The following is an 18,571-nucleotide window of genomic DNA, read 5'->3' as shown; positions in this document are numbered from 1 at the left end:
AATATGATTAGTACTGGAAGCAATCATCATTCCCGAGGAGGTACTTTTCATGGAAGTATTAAAAGTGTCAGCAAAATCCAACCCAAATTCCGTCGCAGGCGCGTTGGCTGGAGTATTGCGTGAACGCGGGGCTGCTGAGCTCCAGGCCATCGGGGCAGGGGCCCTCAACCAAGCGATCAAGGCCGTAGCCATCGCGCGAGGATTTGTGGCTCCCAGCGGGGTTGATTTGATCTGCATACCAGCGTTTACCGATATTGTGATCGACGGCGAAGACCGGACAGCCATTAAGCTGATTGTAGAACCTAGATAATGGCTTTGCAGCTTATAACCGAATGACCAAAGCACCTGTTTACTTATGTAGACAGGTTTTTTTTGGTTTCATTTCATTTTGGCCCAGTGTGAAGTCTGCTCCCAAGGAGGGGATAGCCGATGCATGTTATCGACGGGCACTGTGATGCTTTGCTCAAAATGGTTGAGGACCCTGGCATTGATTTTTTCGGACCTCATGCGAGCGCATTGGACGTATCTTATGCGAAAATGACGCAAGGGGGCGTAAAACTGCAATTTTTTGCGATTTACTTGCCTGAACGTATAACTCAGCCGCAATTTGACCATTACTTGGAATATATAAATATTTTTTATCAGAAAGTGGTGCGGGATCCGCGCATGCGGCAGGTTAAAAACCGTGCCGATTTGGAAGCGGTGCTGACGGGCAATCAGACCGGAGCGATGCTCACGCTCGAAGGCGCGGATGCGCTACAGGGGAATCCCTTATATCTTCGGACGTTATATCATCTGGGCGTCCGAATGATCGGAACGACATGGAATTACGCCAATTGGGCTGCCGATGGGGTGCTAGAGCCTAGGCAGGGCGGATTTACGCGGCGCGGCAAAACGTTTATTAAAGACTGCAACGATTTGGGTATGCTATTGGATGCGTCCTATTTGTCCGAGGCGGCGTTCTGGGATTTGACGGCGGCTTCGGCCAAGCCGTTCGTGGCGACGCATTCCAATGCAAGAGCCGTGTGCGGACATCCGAGAAACTTGAACAACGGGCAAATCCGGGAAATTGTCCGGAGGGACGGACGCATCGGCGTAACGTTCGTTCCCTGGTTCGTGCAGCAAGGCCGTCAAGCATCCATTGACGGTGTCCTGCAGCATGTCGAGCATATTTGCTCGCTGGAGGGCAGCGGCCAGCTTGTGCTCGGTTCGGATTTTGACGGCATCGATCAATGGATTCCGGGACTGGAGCATGCGGGGAAGATCCCGTACCTGACGGAAGCTTTGCTTAGACGTTTTCCAGAAGAGCTGGTGAGAGGGATCATGTACCGCAACTGGTTTACGTTCCTGCATCGTCATTTGCCCATTCATTAAAAATTAACATCTGATTTGTAGATATAAGACAACTAAATTATTCTCTAATCGATATGGATTTGATCTAAAAAAGCTATCTATGCATTTTGTCGAAAACCCTTGCTTTTTACGTGTATTAGTCATAGAATTTGATGAGACAACTGAAAGATTTTTTTTATATGAAATCAATCTTTACAGTTCATGGTTTAGCTGCATGTCAGCGAATTTAAAAGGAGTGGACAACGTTGATTAGCCAATTATCTTGGAAGGTCGGAGGACAACAGGGGGAAGGCGTGGAAAGTACCGACAAAATCTTTTCCACGGCATTGACCAGACTGGGGTACTACTTGTACGGGTACCGTCATTTTTCCTCGCGGATCAAAGGCGGCCACACAAACAATAAAATCAGAATCAGTACGAAACCGATTCGCTCCATTTCCGACGATTTGGACATTCTCGTGGCCTTTGACCAAGAAACGATTGATGTGAATGCGCACGAGCTGCGCGAGAACGGCGTAATCATCGCCGACGCAAAGGTTAATCCGGTCGTTCCGGAAGGCGTTAAAGCAAGACTGTTCCCGGTGCCGATTACGGCGATTGCGGAAGAGCTTGGCACTTCCTTGTTTAAGAATATGGCTGCTTCCGGCGCATCTTGGGCTTTGCTTGGTTTGCCGCTTGAAGTGTTTAATAAAGCAGTAGAAGAAGAGTTCGGCCGCAAAGGCGCTGCCGTGGTGGAGAAGAACGTGGAAGCGGTTCGCAAAGCTGCCGAGTTCGTTCTCGAATTGACGGGCGGTCCGCTGCCGGAGTTCCAGTTGGAGCCTGCCGACGGCAAGCAAAAGCTGTTCATGATCGGTAACGACGCTATCGCTCTTGGCGCAGTCGCCGCAGGTTGCCGCTTCATGCCTGCCTACCCGATCACGCCGGCTTCCGAAATTATGGAATACCTGATCAAGACGCTGCCGAAATTCGGCGGAACGGTTATCCAAACCGAAGACGAGATCGCAGCATGTACGATGGCCATTGGGGCCAACTACGGCGGCGTTCGCGCCCTGACGGCTTCCGCAGGCCCTGGTCTTTCCTTGATGATGGAAGCGATCGGCTTGGCCGGTATGACGGAAACGCCTATCGTTATCGTCGATACGCAGCGCGGCGGTCCAAGTACGGGACTTCCGACGAAGCAGGAGCAATCCGACGTGCTTGCCATGATTCACGGGACGCACGGCGAAATTCCGAAAATCGTTCTGTCGCCTTCGACCATCGAAGAGTGCTTCTACGATGCGATCGAAGCGTTCAACTTGGCGGAAGAATATCAGGTTCCGGTTATTTTGCTGACGGACCTGCAGCTTTCCTTGGGTAAACAAACAAGCGAATTGCTCGATTACAATAAAATCCAGATCAAACGCGGCGAGCTGCAAACGGGCGAACTGCCTGCTCTGGCTGAGAACCAAATGTTTAAACGCTACGAATTCACCGAGAACGGTGTTTCCAAACGTTCGGTGCCGGGTCAAAAATACGGCATCCACCATGTAACCGGGGTTGAGCACGCCGAAGACGGACGTCCGTCGGAAAGCCCGGTTAACCGTAAGAAAATGATGGACAAACGTTTGGGAAAAATGAAGCACTTGAAAGTAACCAATCCGATTCTGGTTGATGCTCCTCATGAAGAGCCGGATCTGCTCATCATCGGTATGGGCTCCACGGGCGGCACGATTGACGAAGCAAGACGTCGTCTGGATGACAAAGGGTTGAAAACGAACCACATCACCGTTCGTTTGCTGCATCCGTTCCCAGTTGAAGAGATCAAGCCGTACCTGGAAAAAGCGAAAACGGTCGTTGTTGTTGAAAACAATGCTACCGCTCAGCTCGCTTCCTTGATTAAGCTGAACGTTGGCTACGCCGATAAAATTAAAAGCATGTTGAAATATGACGGTAATCCGTTCTTGCCTGCCGAAATCACTAAATACTGTCAGGAGTTGAACCTTGTATGGCAACGTTAAAAGATTTCCGTAACAATATCAAACCGAACTGGTGCCCAGGTTGCGGCGACTTCTCCGTGCAAGCGGCTATCCAAAGAGCGGCTGCCAATGTCGGTCTGGAACCGGAACAGCTTGCGGTTGTCTCAGGGATCGGCTGTTCCGGCCGGATTTCCGGATACATCAACGCTTACGGATTCCACGGTGTTCACGGACGTTCGTTGCCAATCGCGCAAGGTCTCAAAATGGCTAACCGCGAGCTGACTGTCATCGCCGCAGGCGGCGACGGTGACGGCTTCGCAATCGGGATGGGTCATACGGTTCATGCGATCCGCCGGAACATCAACATCACTTATATCGTTATGGATAACCAAATTTACGGCTTGACCAAAGGTCAAACGTCGCCCCGCAGCGCCGAGGGCTTCAAGACGAAATCGACGCCCTCCGGCTCCATCGAGTCCGCATTGTCGCCGCTTGAAGTAGCGCTGGCTGCAGGAGCTACGTTTATCGGTCAATCGTTCTCCAGCAACTTGAAACAGCTGACTTCCTTGATCGAAGAAGGCATGAAGCATGAAGGCTTCTCCTTCATCAACGTGTTCAGCCCGTGTGTAACCTTCAACAAAGTGAACACGTACGAGTGGTTCAAAGAGCATATCGTCGATCTGGAAGAAACGCCGGACTACGATGCTTCCAACCGTGTTGCAGCCATGACGAAAATCATGGAAACGAACAGCCTCGTGACAGGACTTATCTACCAAGACAAGAGCAGAAAAAGCTACGAGGATATGGTTGCAGGCTTCAAGCCGGAAGGTCTTGCGAAGCAAAATATTCAAATCACCGAGCAAGAGTTTGAAAAATTGGTGGCGGAATTCAAATAATTTTTCGAAATTTCTTAAGCATACGGCCTAGAGCCGTATGCTTTTTTTATGTCGTGCGGGTATAATAGACTTGAGCTTCATGGAATCTTTTGCATAAGAGAGGGGCACATGGAAATGAAACAAGTACCGATCGGCGTTTCCGCCAGACATATTCATTTGTCGAAAGAACATATTGCTTTGCTTTTTGGCGCAGGGTATGAATTAAAGGAGATGAAGGCACTATCGCAGCCGGGGCAGTACGCTGCCGAGGAAACGGTCGCGGTCGTCGGACCTAAAGGCCGTTTCGACAAGGTTCGCATTTTAGGACCGGCTCGCAGCAAATCCCAGCTTGAAGTATCCCGTACCGATGCGTTCGCTCTCGGGGTGAATCCGCCCGTACGCGAGTCCGGCCATATCGATGGTACGCCCGGGATTAAGGTCATCGGCCCGGCCGGCGAAGTGGAACTGCAGGAAGGCGTCATCGTAGCGGCACGCCATATTCATTTTCATACGGACGATGCGGCTAAGTGGGGCATTGCGGATAAACAGGAGCTTACCGTGCGCGTCGAAGGAGAGCGCGGCGTAACGTTTGAGCATGTGATTGCCCGGGTATCCGATCAATTCGCGTTGGACATGCATATCGATACCGACGAAGCGAACGCGGCCGGAATTAAAACCGGCGATATCGGCGTTATTTTAGCCTAAAAAGTCCGGTGAATAAAAAGCGGAGGAGCGGAATCGTTCTGGAGAAGCGGTAGCGTTCGCCTTTGTCTCCGGATTCTAACCACTAAGTGGGTTATTAGATTAAAGAATACGGGGACAAGAGCGATCGGAAGAATGATGCCGCTCACGTAGCGGGCTTTTATTCACCGGACTACTACCCACCCATGAATTTCTTTGAAATGCAGGCTGCAAGCATGATATAATGAAAGGTATGATCTTTGCAGCATACTGCAAGCTTCAGGAGGAATTCATTTCATGACGACAAAAAATAAATCCGAGAAAGATTACTCGATATATTTCCAGCCGCCGTCTCTCAGCGATGCGAAGAAGCGGGGGAAAGAAGACATTCAAGTGCATTACGATTTCGACATCCCGGAAGAGATGCGCGAGATCGGCAAGGACAAGTATTACTTGATTCAAACGTACGGCTGTCAAATGAACGAACACGACACCGAGACGATCAAAGGGTTGCTGGAGCAGATGGGCTACCGGTCCACCGATGACCGCAAGCAGGCGGACATCATTCTGCTCAACACCTGTGCCGTACGGGAAAATGCGGAAGATAAAGTGTTTGGCGAGCTAGGCCATCTCAAGCATCTGAAGATCGAGAAGCCGTCGCTCATCCTGGGCGTATGCGGCTGTATGTCGCAGGAAGAATCGGTCGTGAACCGGATTTTGAAGAAGCATCCATTCGTCGATCTGATCTTCGGCACGCATAACATCCATCGTTTGCCGTTCCTGTTGAAGGAAGCGATGTTCAGCAAGGAAATGGTGATCGAGGTATGGTCCAAAGAAGGCGACATCATCGAAAACCTGCCGAAGAAGCGCGAAGGCATCAAAGCGTGGGTCAACATCATGTACGGCTGCGACAAGTTCTGTACGTACTGTATCGTGCCGTATACGCGGGGCAAGGAGCGCAGCCGCCTTCCGCAGGACGTGATTGCCGAAGTACGCGACTTGGCGCGTCAGGGTTTCAAGGAAATCATGCTGCTCGGTCAGAACGTAAACGCCTACGGCAAAGATTTCGACGATATGAAATACGGGCTCGGCGATTTGATGGACGAAGTCCGCAAGATCGACATTCCACGTGTCCGCTTCACGACGTCACACCCGCGTGATTTTGACGACCGTTTGATCGAGGTGCTGGCCCAAAAAGGCAACCTGATGGAGCATATCCATCTACCGGTGCAGTCGGGCAGCAACGAGATTTTGAAGCGGATGAGCCGCAAATATACGCGCGAGCATTACCTGGAGCTGGTCGCCAAAATCAAAAAGGCGATTCCGGATGTCGTTCTGACGACGGATATTATCGTAGGTTTTCCGGGCGAAACCGACGAGCAGTTCGAGGAAACAATCTCGCTCGTGCAGGAAGTTGGCTACGACAGCGCTTATACGTTCATCTATTCCCCGCGGGAAGGTACGCCGGCGGCGGGCATGGAGGATAACGTGCCTTATGAGGTGAAGCGGGACCGTCTCATTCGTTTGAACGACGTGCTCAACGTCTACGCCAAGCAGAGCAATGAGCGGCTGAAAGGACAGACGCTGGAAGTGCTGGTTGAGGGCGAAAGCAAGAACAATGCCGCCGTATTGGCCGGTCGGACTCGCACGAACAAGCTCGTTCATTTCGAAGGGCCGAAGGAATTGGTAGGGCGGTTTGTCCAAGTGAAAATAACGGAAACCCCGACATTCTACATCAAAGGCGAATTGGTCGGAGAAGCCGTGGCTCAATAAATCGAATGCAGGGGCGTGACGAATCCTAATGGCAGAGCAAAAATATACGAATTGCGGCATGGAGCTGTATACGAATACGGAAATGATCGTGCGTGAAGACATTTTGGGTAAAGCGAAGGAGCTGGCAGGTCTGCTGGCTACCTCGAGCGAGGTTCAGTTTTTCCAGCAGGCGGAGCAGCAAATTGCCGGTAACGATCACATCCAGACGTTGATTAGCGCGATCAAAAAGAAGCAGAAGGAAATCGTCGCTTTCGAGTCGTTCGAGAATAAGAAGATGGTTGAAAAAATCGAGAAGGAAATCGACGAGCTGCAGGATCAGCTCGACTCGATCCCGATTGTGAGCCAATTCAAGCAGTCGCAGGAAGATATCAATTACTTGCTTCAGCTTGTCATGAGCGTCATTCGCGATACCATCTCCGATACGATTACGGTAGAACAAGGAACCGTAGCCCGTTCAGGATGCAGCGAGTAAACAACATTATACCGATGCGCAGTTAGTTTTGAGAACCGGCTTGCAGCCCTGGAGGGGGGAGGCAGGCCGGTTTTTTGTCGGTTTCGGCTGGTATAATGTGCCGTCCGGCGGAGGGGCTATTTCGTTTGCCTCCGAATTCAGTTTGGGCGTCGGGTGTGCTACAATAATCGGGAGAGTGTGCGGATTGAGGTGAACGATTGTTGGAGAAAGACGTATTGACCCGGTTTGGCGTATCCATGCCGGAGGAACTGATCAAGCAGTTTGATCAATATATCGCGGAGCAGGGGTACACGAACCGATCGGAAGCGATCCGGGATCTTGTGCGTAAAGTGCTACTGGAGCCGGGCGGCTTGAAGGCCGATCAGCTCGTAGCGGGTACGATCGTCATGGTGTACGATCACCATGCGGCCGATCTTCCTTTGCAGCTTATCGAGCTACAGCATAATTACCATCACGACATTATTTCGACGATGCATGTCCATCTGAATCACGATCAATGTCTCGAAATCATTGTCGTTCGCGGCTTACTGTCTAGGCTTCGGGAACTGCAGCACAAGATTCAAGTACAGAAGGGCGTGCTTTACGCCGAGCTTTCCGTCACGTATTTGGACGAGCGGGGGACCGGACAGGATCACGCCGATGCCGCGGAGCATCATCATAGCTAGCCTCCTTTAAACCGGCGGTCGTTTCTTTGTACGCAAAGAAGCGGCGGCCGATTTTATTTTCACAATATCGATTTAAAAAAAGTGAAGGAACGACCGATAAACTTAGGGTATGGAAAAGAAAGGCGTTTTTCATAGGCCATTAACAATGGAAAAGAGGTAACCGGGAATGACGAAGATTGGTATTGATCTGGGGACGACGAACAGTCTGGTTGCTTATTGGACGGAAGACGGTCCCGCTATGATTCCGAATGTGCTCGGGGAGCGTTTGACCCCTTCCATAGTCAGTGTGGACGAAAACGGCGAGATTCTGGTCGGTCAAATCGCAAAAGAACGATTAATAACGCATCCGGATCTTACCGCGGCCACCTTCAAGCGCTATATGGGAACGGAGAAGACGTATCGTCTGGGCCCGTATACTTTTTCTCCGGAAGAGCTGTCTTCGTTCGTCATCAGATCGCTTAAGGCGGATGCGGAGGCTTTTTTCGGCCATCCCGTGACGGAGGCAGTAATCAGTGTTCCGGCTTATTTCAATGATACCCAGCGCAAGGCGACGAAGCGTGCGGCTGAAATTGCGGGCTTAAAGGTGGAGCGGCTCATCAGCGAGCCGACGGCTGCGGCGATCTCCTACGGTCTTCATCAGCAGCAGGATAATACCAAGTTTCTCGTCTTTGACTTGGGCGGCGGCACGTTCGATGTCTCCATCCTGGAATTTTTCGAGGGCGTGATGGAAGTGCAGTCGATAGCCGGTGACAATTATTTGGGCGGAGAAGATTTTACCCAACTGCTTGTATCTTACTTTATCGAAACCCATGGGATTGATTTTCAAGAGCTGGATTTTAAAGCCCATTCCGCACTGTTCAAGCAGGCTGAACTATGCAAAAGGTTCTTAGGTACGGACAACGAAGGGAAGATGAGCTTCACGCTGGAAGATCGTACATACGAGACGACTTTGAACCGCAACGATTTTGAGAAAATTGCCGGGCAGCTGATTTTGCGTCTGCGTCATCCGATTGAGCGCGCGCTGCGGGACGCTTCCTTGTCCCCGGACGATCTGGATGCCGTCATTTTGATCGGAGGGGCGACCCGAATGCCAATCATCAAGTCGGTGGTAGGCAAAATGTTCGGCCGGCTGCCTTTCACTCAGATCAATCCCGATGAGGCCGTTGCCTTGGGGGCGGCCGTTCAAGTCGCGCTGATGGAAAGAAAAGAGGCTTTGAAAGAGGTCGTTCTGACGGACGTATGTCCTTATACCCTCGGTATCGAAACCTCGAAATGGATGGGGGAAGGGAAGTACGACCACGGCCACTTCTCTCCGATTATTGAACGGAACACCCCGATCCCTGTCAGTAAAGTGAGGACGTATTGTACGCTTAACGATAACCAGAAAGAGATTAGTGTGGATGTGTATCAAGGGGAAGGCCGGCGGGTGGAAAATAACTTGAAGCTGGGCGAGCTGATGGCCGAGGTGCCTCCGGATAAGGCCGGCGAGCAATCCATAGACGTCCGGTTTACGTATGATATTAACGGTATTCTGGAGGTCGAAGTCACTACGGTCAGCACTGGTGCGAAGAAGATGATGATCATCGAGAAAAATCCGGGCAAGCTGTCGGAATTGGAAATTCAGGAAAGATTGAACCAGTTGAAAGATATTAAAATCCATCCCCGCGAAAGAACGGAGAACCGGCTGCTGCTGGCCAAGGGAGAACGGCTGTACGAGGAAGCGCTGGGGGAGAAGCGGTCGGAAATCTCGTCTCTGCTGGTAGAGTTTGAACGGGTTCTTGCCTCTCAAAACGAACAGGAGATCAAAAAAGCTTCCTCCGCACTGAGAAAGAAGCTGGAGCATTTCGAGAGGTGGCGTGACTACTAATGTCGGTATGGGAAATACTGGGTATCGAGCCGACGCATGAGGTATCGGCGATTAAGAAAGCTTATGCCGCTAAGCTGAAAGTCCATCATCCTGAGGATGATCCGACCGGTTATCAGCAGCTAAGGGAAGCGTACGATCAGGCGATCAAGCTGGCGAAGCGGCAGCAGAAACAGACGAGTCGATCGAACGAAGAGACGGAAGCTTTCGAAACCTTAGATGTTGGACAGGAAACCGGAACCGAATTGGAAGATATCGCAGAGCATAAGGAAGACGAACTGTATGATGAAGACGACGGACCGCAGCGTATTCCCCGTATGGTCATTTGGCAAGATCCGGGGAAGGGAATAGACGACCCCGGAAGCCAAGTAGAGCATTTTATGGAGCGGGTAAAGAAGCTTTACGGCAAATTTCCGTCGCGAATCGATCCGAAACAATGGGCGGAGCTGTTGAATTCCGACGCCGTATGGAACATCAACCAGCAAAACGGCATTTCCGGCAGGCTGCTTGATTTTTTGGAAGAACATTATTTTTTGCCTAAAGAGGTTTGGAAGCTTCTGGACAGCGCGTTTCATTGGAATGGACTAATTGCGGAAGACAAGGAAAGCTTCTTGGAACAATACCCCCAAGTATACAATTACGCTTTTTCGGAATCGTACGAAGCGGCAAACATGGGGTATTCCCTTCTGCTGGGTGCGGGGGAGATCGATCATGAAGCCTATCTTCATTATCGTGAGGAAGCCTGGTTGGCTTTGATGAATAATGATTTGGCGGCTGCCAATCAGTCGTTGCTGAAAGCGGGGGAGCTTTTCGATGCGGACCCGGACGTGATCCGTTTGGAGGCCGAATACGGCTGGCGCAGCGGAGAGTCGGAGAGGATGCTTGCCGTGAGCAATCGTCTGATCCGGTTGTGTCCCGACCAGATAGACGGCTATTTATACCGTTCGCGCATTTGGATGCAGTATGGAAAGCTGCCTGAGGCGGTTCAAGACCTGCAGCGCATTCTTGAGCAATTTCCGGATCACATGCTTGCGCTATCGCTGGCTGGGACCTGCTATAAAAGACTGGGTGATCTGGAAAAGGCCAAGGAGAGGTTTCAACGAATCCTTGCATTGGATGCGAACGATATCGAAGCGGTTTTGGCTTTGGCGGAAATTAATGCACTGACCATAAAAGACCTAAGAGCACGGCGTGTAAAAGGCAGCGGACGCGTCATCAGGCAGCTTTACCGGGAATTGGGAAAAACGCCTTTGCTTAAGCAATTGAAGAAAGCGGCTTATTTTTTTGTTTCCTATAAATGGTTCAGCTTGATTTGCATTGTGGCGCTGCATTTTTGGATAGCGAGTTCGTTTGTGAAGCATACGGGGGAAACGCCCTTAGCTTATTTGAGCGAAATGGTGAGGCCGCTCAAAATCACGAACGTATCTTCCGCGTCCAAATGGGAGCTTCTGCCTCCGGAAGCGGCCGCCGTGCGGATAAAGCTTACCGATGCGTCTTATATGGCTATTCAAGAAGTAAAGGCTAAAGACGACAGCGGTCAGGAGAAGACGAAGTACCTTTCTTTGGACGAGGCTAAGAAGCAGGGACTTCAATCGAACATTACGGGCCATCTCAGCATGGGCTATCTCGATGGAAAAGCAATCCTTGTAGTCGGCAATTACAAGCAGGCCAAAGAAATATATGATTTTCAAAGGATAGAACTGGAAGGAACCGTTCGTTCCATGCCTGATGAGCTGAAGACAGAAATCGAGAATTGGCAAACCCGGAGCTCGAAGAGCGGGATTTCGAAGCCGTTCCCGACACCGGACAAATATATCGACGCCACAACGAAGCCGAGCAAGAAGGCTCTCCCAAGCCTGCCATTGCGGATTTATTTTTATTTGTTCATCTTAGGGTTGTTTTATGTTTCGGTGCTGCGGGAGCTGCGGAGGGTTAGCAAGTTCCTTTTCAACTATACCTGATGGAGAAACGGAGGGAGAGAACATGTATATGACTGATACGGTAGCTCAGAAGGCCATGAACGATTACGTTGAGGCGATGACTTCGTTATGTATCGTCGGGAAATTCGGTGACTATTTTTTGCACAATCCCGAGATGATCTTCGAGCGGCGAAGCATTTTACGGGGGCTGTTCAGGTTTTGGAACATCGAAAATGCAGCGGACCTTAAACAAAATATAGAGTGGACGATAGCGGAAGGATCCAGAAAGGAATTTGCGGAGCTGTACAGTAGGCTATCATCCGTTTCGGAGGCCGAACGAGCTTCGATCGGACAGAATACCGACGATCCTACACGCAAACATAGGCTGTCCGTTGTCACGCAATATTTGTGGCGCATGCCAACCGCCGGCATAGCGGCGCACGATTATTCCATGGCGGTATACAGAGCCTGTGCCGGACGGAAGCTGGGTTATTTAACGGAACAGGAGAAGTGGGCTTATATCGAAAAGGTCATCCCAATGGTGAAGGGTGATTTTTCCAGTTGGAAGGATTACCTGTATAGCTTTCACGTGGGCGCCGTCTTTACATCCCATCTCTTGAATGGAGATTATGTAAGCCAAAACAGCGTATTGCTGACGAAGCTGCTATTTTCGCGCAACGATTCCTTTTGGAGGGCCAGCTTGGGCTAGTCCCTTGGAGCGGAAAGGAAGCATGCTGTCCTATGCAAATATGGAACATACTAGATATCCAACCGACGAATGATCTATCCGTCATCAAAAAGGCTTATGCGCGGAAATTAAAGCAGCACCATCCCGAGGACGATCCGGAAGGCTACCAGCGGCTTCGGGAAGCCTACGATCAAGCGGTTCGTGCGGCCAAAAGAAATATTAAGCTCGATTCATTTCGTGATTTTACGGAGGAGGCTGCCGCCGAGCGAGAAGAAAGCGGGCAAAGCGATCCCGGACAAGACGAACAAAAAGAGGAAGACAAGCCGGTTGTTATTCCCTCCCGGATGCTGTTTGCGGAGTCCGGTTACGAGGAACGGGAAGAGGCAGGCCAGCCGGTTGTCGTCCCTTCCCGGATGTTGTTCGCGGAGCCTACTCCTATCGTACGCACCGCCGAACAGCGGTTAAACGAGTTCATGGAGAAAGTGACCCTCATGTACCGCGACATCGCGCAAAGGATCGAAATCGACTCGTGGCTGAAGCTGCTCAATGACGATATCATGTGGGATGTCAAGCTTCAACGTGAGGTGCGTCAACAAATGACCGTGTTTTTGAATCGGAATCCCCATTTGCCGAGGGACATCTGGCAGCTGCTCGAAAGCAGCTTTTGCTTGAAAGAAAGGGTGCGGGACGACCGCGAATCGTTTTCCAGGCAGTTTCCCAACGTGTTTCTTCATGTGTTTGCCGATCCGTACTACGCCACGAGCCTGCGCTTCTCTTTCCTTACCAAGGCGGGCGGCATCGATTGCGAGGCTTTTCTGAGGTATCGGCTGGGCGCGCTGCTGGCTTTGAAACATAATCACATGGAACAAGCGGAAGAGATGCTAAACCGGGCATATGAGTTGTTTCCCGACGATCCGGACCTGCTGCGGCTGCAAGCAGAATATTTTCTCCGGCTTGGCAGCTTGAGCCGTGCGCTGACAGCCATTGACCGCAGTATGGCTTTGACTCCCGACGATCCAGAGCTGTGTTGGTATCGTGCCCGAATTTATGTTAAAAGCAACCGGCTGACCGAGGCGATTCACGATGTGAAATACTTTCTTTCTCTCAATCCGGGTCATCTCGGCGCGTTGTCTCTTGCGGCAAAATGCTATACAAAGCTGGGAGATCCGGCATCCGCACGCGATATGTACCTTCGTCTGCTGGAACTGCAGCCTGACGACATCGAAGCGCTTGTATGTCTCGCCGAAGGCGCTCATCCGGAGACCGGACCGACGAGCTTGCCAGCGTCACCTGCGGAACATGCGGCTTCACGCCTTCCGGAACAACAAGCTGGGGTTAATAAATCGTCGTTTTTTTCTATAAAAAACTTGCCTTTAATATTGGTATTGGGCTGGTTCTTCTTATTCTTAATTCGGATGTTGTTTCGTTAGAATTTTCCCTGTTATGAGCAAAGAAAGGAGGCCCGTCCGCTTCGTCATGGATTATTACGATCCCGAGGTTCGCGCTCAATTGGCGCTGTATGGTCACGCCATGTCTTCCTTGTGCATGAAAGGGCAGATGGCTTTCGCGCTGGCTAAAAACATGCAGGCGGTGTTCGAAAACAAGCGGCGTCTTCAAAGTGCGTTAGAGCTGTGGGAAATTGAAAATTCTGCCGCATTGAAATCTGAGCTTCAGTGGCTGCTCGAAACCGGAGTGCGGAAAGAATTCGAAGATTTCCAAATGCTGTTATCGGGGCTTGGCGACACGGAACGACGCGGCTATTTGAAATCGCTCCCTTCGGGTGGAGCCCATACGGGCAAGCAGCACGTCGCGGCCTATTATTTAACGCGTCTGCCCGCGAAGGGGATTGCGGCATTCGACTATTCTTGGTGTGTCTATTTATGCTGCGCCGGCTATCGTCTTGGCTATTTGCCCGAAGAGGACCAATGGAGAATCGTCGCTATGTGCGTCAGACATGCCCGAATCGCTTATGCAAGCTGGAAGGACTATATCATTGGTTTTGCGGCGGGCGCCGACTTCCATCAAGCTTCCCCTTCCTTAGACCATGTGAAAAAATACAAGGATTTTTTCGTGAAGCTGCTTACGGTACCAGAGAGTCCTTTGGGTCAGGTTAACTTGAGGTAGGTTCAAAAACGATCAGCGCGGCTGCTCTCCGTTTCTATTCATCACGGAGTGGCCGCGTTTCTTTGTCATGAAAATCGCCGCTCGTCCATATAGTTTAACAATGACCGGCTGCTGGGGCCTCAATCGGAATGGAGTGAGACGCGAATGAGCGGACAAGCGGATTTGAGCCGGATTACGCTGCATGTTACCGGTATGACGTGTGCGGCTTGCGCCGCGCGCATCGAGAAGGCGGTCGGCAAAATGGAAGGCGTGGCGGAGGTCGGCGTCAATATTGCTTTAGAGCGGGCGGTCGTCCTGCTGGATACGAAGCGGGTCCGGGCAGAGGAAGTCGCAGCCCGGATCGAACAACTCGGATATAGCGTCCGTCCGCTGCATCCGGCCGATGGGAAAATCAACGGCCATAGCAACGAGGAAATTCGTCGCAGCCGGGCGATGTTCCTGCTTTCGCTTGCTTTTACGCTGCCTTTCTTCTGGGCGATGGTCCCGCATCATGTTGGTTCTTCCTCGCCCTGGGTGCCCGAGCTGCTGGCGAACCCATGGTTTCAGCTTGCGCTTGCCGTTCCGGTGCAGTTCGGTTTCGGTCTCCCTTTTTACATCCGGGCCTACGAAGCTTTGAAAAACGGAAGCGCGAATATGGATGTGCTGATTGTACTGGGCACGTCAACGGCCTTTTTGTATAGTCATTATTTGTTGTTTCATCCCGGGCAGGTCATGACGGGTAGCGGGCACCATAGCCCATACTATTTCGATACGAGCACCATGATTATTACGATCGTATGGCTTGGCCGATGGATCGAAGCGTCCGCCCGGAAGCGTACGGCGGATAGCCTCTCGCAGCTTCATGCGATGCAGACGGACACGGCTTGCATGCTGATCCCGGACGGCGAACGCCGGGTCCCGGTAAGTACGTTGAAAGAGGGCGACCTGCTCCGCGTCCGTCCCGGTGAGCGGGTGCCTCTCGACGGCATCGTCGTGCAGGGGACATCCGCGGTGGACGAATCGCTAATAACCGGGGAAAGCATGCCTGTGATCAAACGAAAAGGAGACCGCGTCATCGGCGGAACCTTGAACGGTTCCGGCGTGCTGGAAATCCGCGTCCTGCGAACCGGCGGTCAAAGCACGGTAGCCCGGATGATTCGGATGGTGGAAGAAGCGCAGAATGGGAAAGCGCCGATTCAACGCGTTGCCGACAAAATTGCTGCGGTGTTTGTTCCGGTCATTGCCGTGACGGCCGTGTGCACCTTTTTGTACTGGTACGGATTAGGCGAGCCGGGTGCTGCGGGCGGGGCTTTGGAGAAGGCCATTGCCGTGCTGCTGATTGCTTGTCCATGCGCTTTGGGACTGGCGACGCCGGTATCCATTCTGGTCGCATCGGGCCGGGCGGCTCAGAAGGGGATCGTTTACAAGGAAGGGGCCGCACTGGAGCGGCTTCATCAAACGGACATTCTTCTGTTCGATAAAACGGGGACCGTGACGTTCGGGGCACCCAAGGTGACCGATGTGATTGCCGCAGAAGGCGAAACGCAGGCTACGCTGTTGAGCAAGCTCGCGGGCGCGGAACAGCTCTCCGAGCATCCGCTCTCGCGTGCGGTTGTTGAAGAGGCCGAGAGGCGGGGATTGCGGGTGCCTGACTGCGGCAGTTTCTTGGCCGTTCCCGGCTGCGGGGTTCGGGCGGAGGTGCACGGACGCGGGATCGTCGCGGGAACTCGGCGTTGGCTGGAGGAGCAGGGCATCCCTTTTGCGGAAACGGAAAAGGTTACCGGTCTGCTGCGCAGCCAAGGGAAGCAGTTGATCTATGTGGCGGTGGACGGCCGTCCGGCCGGGGTCGTCGCTCTCGCCGATACGCTTCGGCCGACGGCGGCATCGGCGCTGCGGCAGCTCAAACAGCAGGGAATGGACATCCGGCTGGTAACCGGAGATCATGCTGCGGCGGCCAAAGCGGTTGCGGAACGGCTTGGGAATGTGCCGTATTACGCGGATATGCTTCCGGACCAGAAGCTCGGGCTCATCCGCCGGTTGCAGAGCAAAGGGAAGCGGGTGACCATGGTCGGTGACGGCGTAAACGACGCGCCGGCGCTCGCGGCAGCGGATATTGGCGTAGCCGTCGGCAACGGAACGGATGTGGCCAAGGCAGCGGCTGATGTGCACTTGTTAAAAAGCGACTTGAAAGCGATGGCCGACGCCGTGAGGATCAGCCGAAAGACGATGATAAATATTTACCAGAATATGGTGTTATCTTTCTGCTATAACGCTTTGGCGATTCCTGCTGCCTTAAGCGGCCATTTGGCGCCGTGGATGGCCTGTACGGCAATGGCTTTAAGCTCTTTGACGGTAATTATTAACGCACTTCGACTGAAACGGGTGTAATTCCCTTATTCCAAGCGAAGAAGGCGGGGAAGAAAAGATGGCGATCGGCGTTCACGATCTGACGCTGGCTTGGCTTGCTGGATTGCTCGGCGCGCCGCACTGTATCGGGATGTGCGGCGCGACCGTCTCCGGCTTTGCGCTGCAAGCGAAGACGAGTCCGCTGCGATCCGTATTGGCTTACAATGCCGGCCGAATTGTTACCTACGCCGCGCTCGGGGCGTTTATGGGCGCGGTCGGCTCGTTCGTCGATGGTGCGGGGAAGCTGGCGAATGTGCAGGGGACAGCGAGCTTATTGGGCGGCTGTCTTATTTTGCTGTGGGCTTTGCGGCGTATCGCCCTCCCGCTACATAGATTGGACCCGCATCGGCTGCCGCTTGTCCGGCGGCTTACGGCGCGGTACCGGACGGCTGAGGAGGCCGGAGCCGCCGTCGTTAGCGGTCTGCTGCTCGGATTCCTTCCCTGCGGGTTGACCTATGCCATGGAAATGAATGCGGCGGCAAGCGCAAGTCCGCTGCATGGCTTGCTGCTTATGCTGTTGTTCGGTTTGGGCACCGTGCCTGCGCTGGTCTCCGTAGGACTGTTTGCGGGCAAATTAAACAAGCGGCTGCGGAGCAAGGCCGCAATGGCCGGCCAATTCGTAGCCGTCTGGATCGGAGTGCTGTCCGTACTGCGGGGCTTGGCTGCGGCCGGATGGATTCCCAGTGTTCATCCCTGGCTTTGGTGATAAATTGTAAGGGATTGTCCGCAAAACCGCCATAAATGAAGTGAAAAATAGCCCCGGGGAGTCATAGGCACACGCCGGACGATTCGATACAGTGGAAGCAGGCTAGGGAAAAAACGGATATTATCGGACGGCGGCAAAAGGAAACCGGACCCGGAGCGATTTGTCTCCGACGGTCATCGACACGTCGGCAACGGACGAGCCCGCCATAAGCGGAATGCCTTCGCCGACGTACCGGCCGGCCTCCGTTTCTGTCAGGATAAAGGGGCTCACTCCGCACAGCATTTGCGGCATCGAGATGGTGGCAGTCCCGATAGCGCCGCTCACCGGCCGGCCCGCCGAGTCGCGAAGCGTGACGGTAAACGTGCCGGGTTTCAGCGCTGTGGCCGGACTCGGGTGAAGCGACACTTGAATGTGGTAACCTTCTACCATAAAATCCGAGGCCGGAGGGAACTTCGGAGGGGTGGCGGCGAATTGCCGGAAACCGAACCAAGTCCCCGCGACGATCATGGCGCCGAGGCCGAAGAGGCGAAGCCAAGCGATGTTGGGCATAGCGGCCGTATCCCTGCCTTTCCGGGGTAGTATCGTTTCATATGTATCCCGGGTCAAGCTCCAATATTCCTCAAAACAAAGGTGGTAATGGTCATGAAGCGAGCCTGGATCCCATTGGCAGCCGGTTTGCTATTATTAGCCGGACTTGCAACGGCTTGCGGCGGGGACAAAAGCGTTGCGCCGGCGGGTACCCCCTCCAAATCGGCAGCGGGCGAAGCGACTAGCGCGGAGGCGATTTACAAGGCGAATTGCGTCTCCTGTCACGGGGCCGATCTCTCGGGTAAAGTCGGGCCCAATCTTCAGAAGACGGGGGCCAAGCTGAGCCAAGAACAAATCACGGCCAAGATTCAGAACGGGGGCGGAGGAATGCCCTCCTACAAAAGTACGTTGAAGGAGCCGGAAATTCAGGCATTGACGGAGTGGTTGTCCGCCAAGAAGTAAACGAAGGGAGCGCGTCCCGCCGAGCGGGCGGCTCTCTTTTTTTGGCTAACCTGGAGGAGAGAAGGCGGTATAGCGGCGGCCGTTTCATGAAATTGTCAAGGTTATTGCAGCAGCGGAGTGT

Annotated in this window: 17 protein-coding genes; 16 read left to right on the top strand and 1 reads right to left on the bottom strand. The window is 52.8% G+C overall.

Translation table 11 applies throughout. The features are described 5' to 3' along the window. The first annotated feature begins 49 nt into the window (after positions 1-49). The 15 genes from NI000_RS01055 to NI000_RS00985 all read left to right on the top strand — a co-directional run bounded on the left by NI000_RS01055 (position 50) and on the right by NI000_RS00985 (position 17,460). Positions 50-310: a stage V sporulation protein S gene (locus NI000_RS01055; protein ID WP_006286829.1), complete on the top strand. Its 261-nt coding sequence runs from the start codon at positions 50-52 to the stop codon at positions 308-310. Positions 311-429: 119 nt separating this feature from the next. Next, positions 430-1,374 (top strand): dipeptidase, encoded by a 945-nt coding sequence (locus NI000_RS01050; protein ID WP_253406916.1) that lies wholly within the window; start codon positions 430-432, stop codon positions 1,372-1,374. A gap of 224 nt (positions 1,375-1,598) precedes the next feature. Beyond that, the gene (locus NI000_RS01045) at positions 1,599-3,350 is read left to right on the top strand and encodes a 2-oxoacid:acceptor oxidoreductase subunit alpha (RefSeq protein WP_253406915.1); all 1,752 of its coding nucleotides are present in this window, start codon (positions 1,599-1,601) and stop codon (positions 3,348-3,350) included. Next, positions 3,338-4,204: a 2-oxoacid:ferredoxin oxidoreductase subunit beta gene (locus NI000_RS01040; RefSeq protein ID WP_010491176.1), complete on the top strand. Its 867-nt coding sequence runs from the start codon at positions 3,338-3,340 to the stop codon at positions 4,202-4,204. Before NI000_RS01045 ends, NI000_RS01040 begins: the two co-directional genes overlap by 13 nt. 114 nt (positions 4,205-4,318) lie before the next feature. Next, positions 4,319-4,888 carry a phosphate propanoyltransferase gene (gene pduL, locus NI000_RS01035; protein ID WP_253406913.1) on the top strand — a complete coding sequence of 190 codons (570 nt, stop codon included), beginning with the start codon at positions 4,319-4,321 and terminating at the stop codon, positions 4,886-4,888. Positions 4,889-5,161: 273 nt separating this feature from the next. After that, the gene (gene miaB, locus NI000_RS01030) at positions 5,162-6,637 is read left to right on the top strand and encodes a tRNA (N6-isopentenyl adenosine(37)-C2)-methylthiotransferase MiaB (protein WP_253406911.1); all 1,476 of its coding nucleotides are present in this window, start codon (positions 5,162-5,164) and stop codon (positions 6,635-6,637) included. 28 nt (positions 6,638-6,665) lie between these two features. Next, positions 6,666-7,109 (top strand): RicAFT regulatory complex protein RicA family protein, encoded by a 444-nt coding sequence (locus NI000_RS01025; RefSeq protein ID WP_253406909.1) that lies wholly within the window; start codon positions 6,666-6,668, stop codon positions 7,107-7,109. Between the two features lie 197 nt (positions 7,110-7,306). Next, positions 7,307-7,774, top strand: coding sequence for a nickel-responsive transcriptional regulator NikR (gene nikR, locus NI000_RS01020; protein WP_253406907.1), 468 nt, complete (start codon positions 7,307-7,309; stop codon positions 7,772-7,774). Between the two features lie 166 nt (positions 7,775-7,940). Continuing rightward, entirely contained in the window at positions 7,941-9,641 is a 1,701-nt protein-coding gene (locus tag NI000_RS01015) for a molecular chaperone HscC (protein WP_253406905.1), read from the top strand. Further along, positions 9,641-11,599: a J domain-containing protein gene (locus NI000_RS01010; protein WP_253406903.1), complete on the top strand. Its 1,959-nt coding sequence runs from the start codon at positions 9,641-9,643 to the stop codon at positions 11,597-11,599. The genes NI000_RS01015 and NI000_RS01010 overlap by 1 nt, the downstream gene beginning before the upstream one ends. 22 nt (positions 11,600-11,621) lie before the next feature. Next, positions 11,622-12,266, top strand: coding sequence for a DUF1266 domain-containing protein (locus NI000_RS01005; protein ID WP_253406901.1), 645 nt, complete (start codon positions 11,622-11,624; stop codon positions 12,264-12,266). Between the two features lie 32 nt (positions 12,267-12,298). Continuing rightward, positions 12,299-13,675, top strand: coding sequence for a J domain-containing protein (locus tag NI000_RS01000; protein ID WP_253406899.1), 1,377 nt, complete (start codon positions 12,299-12,301; stop codon positions 13,673-13,675). A gap of 46 nt (positions 13,676-13,721) precedes the next feature. Beyond that, positions 13,722-14,369, top strand: a complete 648-nt coding sequence (locus NI000_RS00995) for a DUF1266 domain-containing protein (RefSeq protein WP_253406898.1) — start codon at positions 13,722-13,724, stop codon at positions 14,367-14,369. A gap of 144 nt (positions 14,370-14,513) precedes the next feature. Continuing rightward, the gene (locus NI000_RS00990; RefSeq protein WP_253406897.1) at positions 14,514-16,736 is read left to right on the top strand and encodes a heavy metal translocating P-type ATPase; all 2,223 of its coding nucleotides are present in this window, start codon (positions 14,514-14,516) and stop codon (positions 16,734-16,736) included. A gap of 37 nt (positions 16,737-16,773) precedes the next feature. Then, positions 16,774-17,460 (top strand): sulfite exporter TauE/SafE family protein, encoded by a 687-nt coding sequence (locus NI000_RS00985; protein ID WP_253406896.1) that lies wholly within the window; start codon positions 16,774-16,776, stop codon positions 17,458-17,460. A 120-nt stretch (positions 17,461-17,580) separates the two neighbouring features. Here NI000_RS00985 and NI000_RS00980 read toward each other — a convergent pair whose 3' ends face one another. Next, complete coding sequence (locus tag NI000_RS00980) at positions 17,581-18,009, bottom strand: FixH family protein (protein WP_253406895.1); 429 nt, start codon at positions 18,007-18,009, stop codon at positions 17,581-17,583. A gap of 93 nt (positions 18,010-18,102) precedes the next feature. Here NI000_RS00980 and NI000_RS00975 point away from each other — a divergent pair, with 93 nt between their 5' ends. Further along, complete coding sequence (locus NI000_RS00975) at positions 18,103-18,450, top strand: c-type cytochrome (RefSeq protein ID WP_253406894.1); 348 nt, start codon at positions 18,103-18,105, stop codon at positions 18,448-18,450. Positions 18,451-18,571: the final 121 nt, after the last annotated feature.

It is taken from the genome of Paenibacillus tyrphae (assembly GCF_024158745.1).
Lineage (GTDB): Bacteria > Bacillota > Bacilli > Paenibacillales > NBRC-103111 > Paenibacillus_G > Paenibacillus_G tyrfis_A.
The sequence above is the reverse complement of the archived record's forward strand: the minus strand, read 5'-3'. Positions and strand labels throughout refer to the sequence as shown.

Coding starts and splice junctions, on each gene's coding strand:
- NI000_RS01055 (WP_006286829.1), top strand. CDS start 50: ATGGAAGTATTAAAAGTGTCAGCAAAATCCAACCCAAATTCCGTCGCA.
- NI000_RS01050 (WP_253406916.1), top strand. CDS start 430: ATGCATGTTATCGACGGGCACTGTGATGCTTTGCTCAAAATGGTTGAG.
- NI000_RS01040 (WP_010491176.1), top strand. CDS start 3,338: ATGGCAACGTTAAAAGATTTCCGTAACAATATCAAACCGAACTGGTGC.
- pduL (WP_253406913.1), top strand. CDS start 4,319: ATGAAACAAGTACCGATCGGCGTTTCCGCCAGACATATTCATTTGTCG.
- miaB (WP_253406911.1), top strand. CDS start 5,162: ATGACGACAAAAAATAAATCCGAGAAAGATTACTCGATATATTTCCAG.
- NI000_RS01025 (WP_253406909.1), top strand. CDS start 6,666: ATGGCAGAGCAAAAATATACGAATTGCGGCATGGAGCTGTATACGAAT.
- NI000_RS01015 (WP_253406905.1), top strand. CDS start 7,941: ATGACGAAGATTGGTATTGATCTGGGGACGACGAACAGTCTGGTTGCT.
- NI000_RS01010 (WP_253406903.1), top strand. CDS start 9,641: ATGTCGGTATGGGAAATACTGGGTATCGAGCCGACGCATGAGGTATCG.
- NI000_RS01005 (WP_253406901.1), top strand. CDS start 11,622: ATGTATATGACTGATACGGTAGCTCAGAAGGCCATGAACGATTACGTT.
- NI000_RS01000 (WP_253406899.1), top strand. CDS start 12,299: ATGCAAATATGGAACATACTAGATATCCAACCGACGAATGATCTATCC.
- NI000_RS00995 (WP_253406898.1), top strand. CDS start 13,722: ATGGATTATTACGATCCCGAGGTTCGCGCTCAATTGGCGCTGTATGGT.
- NI000_RS00990 (WP_253406897.1), top strand. CDS start 14,514: ATGAGCGGACAAGCGGATTTGAGCCGGATTACGCTGCATGTTACCGGT.
- NI000_RS00985 (WP_253406896.1), top strand. CDS start 16,774: ATGGCGATCGGCGTTCACGATCTGACGCTGGCTTGGCTTGCTGGATTG.
- NI000_RS00980 (WP_253406895.1), bottom strand. CDS start 18,009: ATGCCCAACATCGCTTGGCTTCGCCTCTTCGGCCTCGGCGCCATGATC.
- NI000_RS00975 (WP_253406894.1), top strand. CDS start 18,103: ATGAAGCGAGCCTGGATCCCATTGGCAGCCGGTTTGCTATTATTAGCC.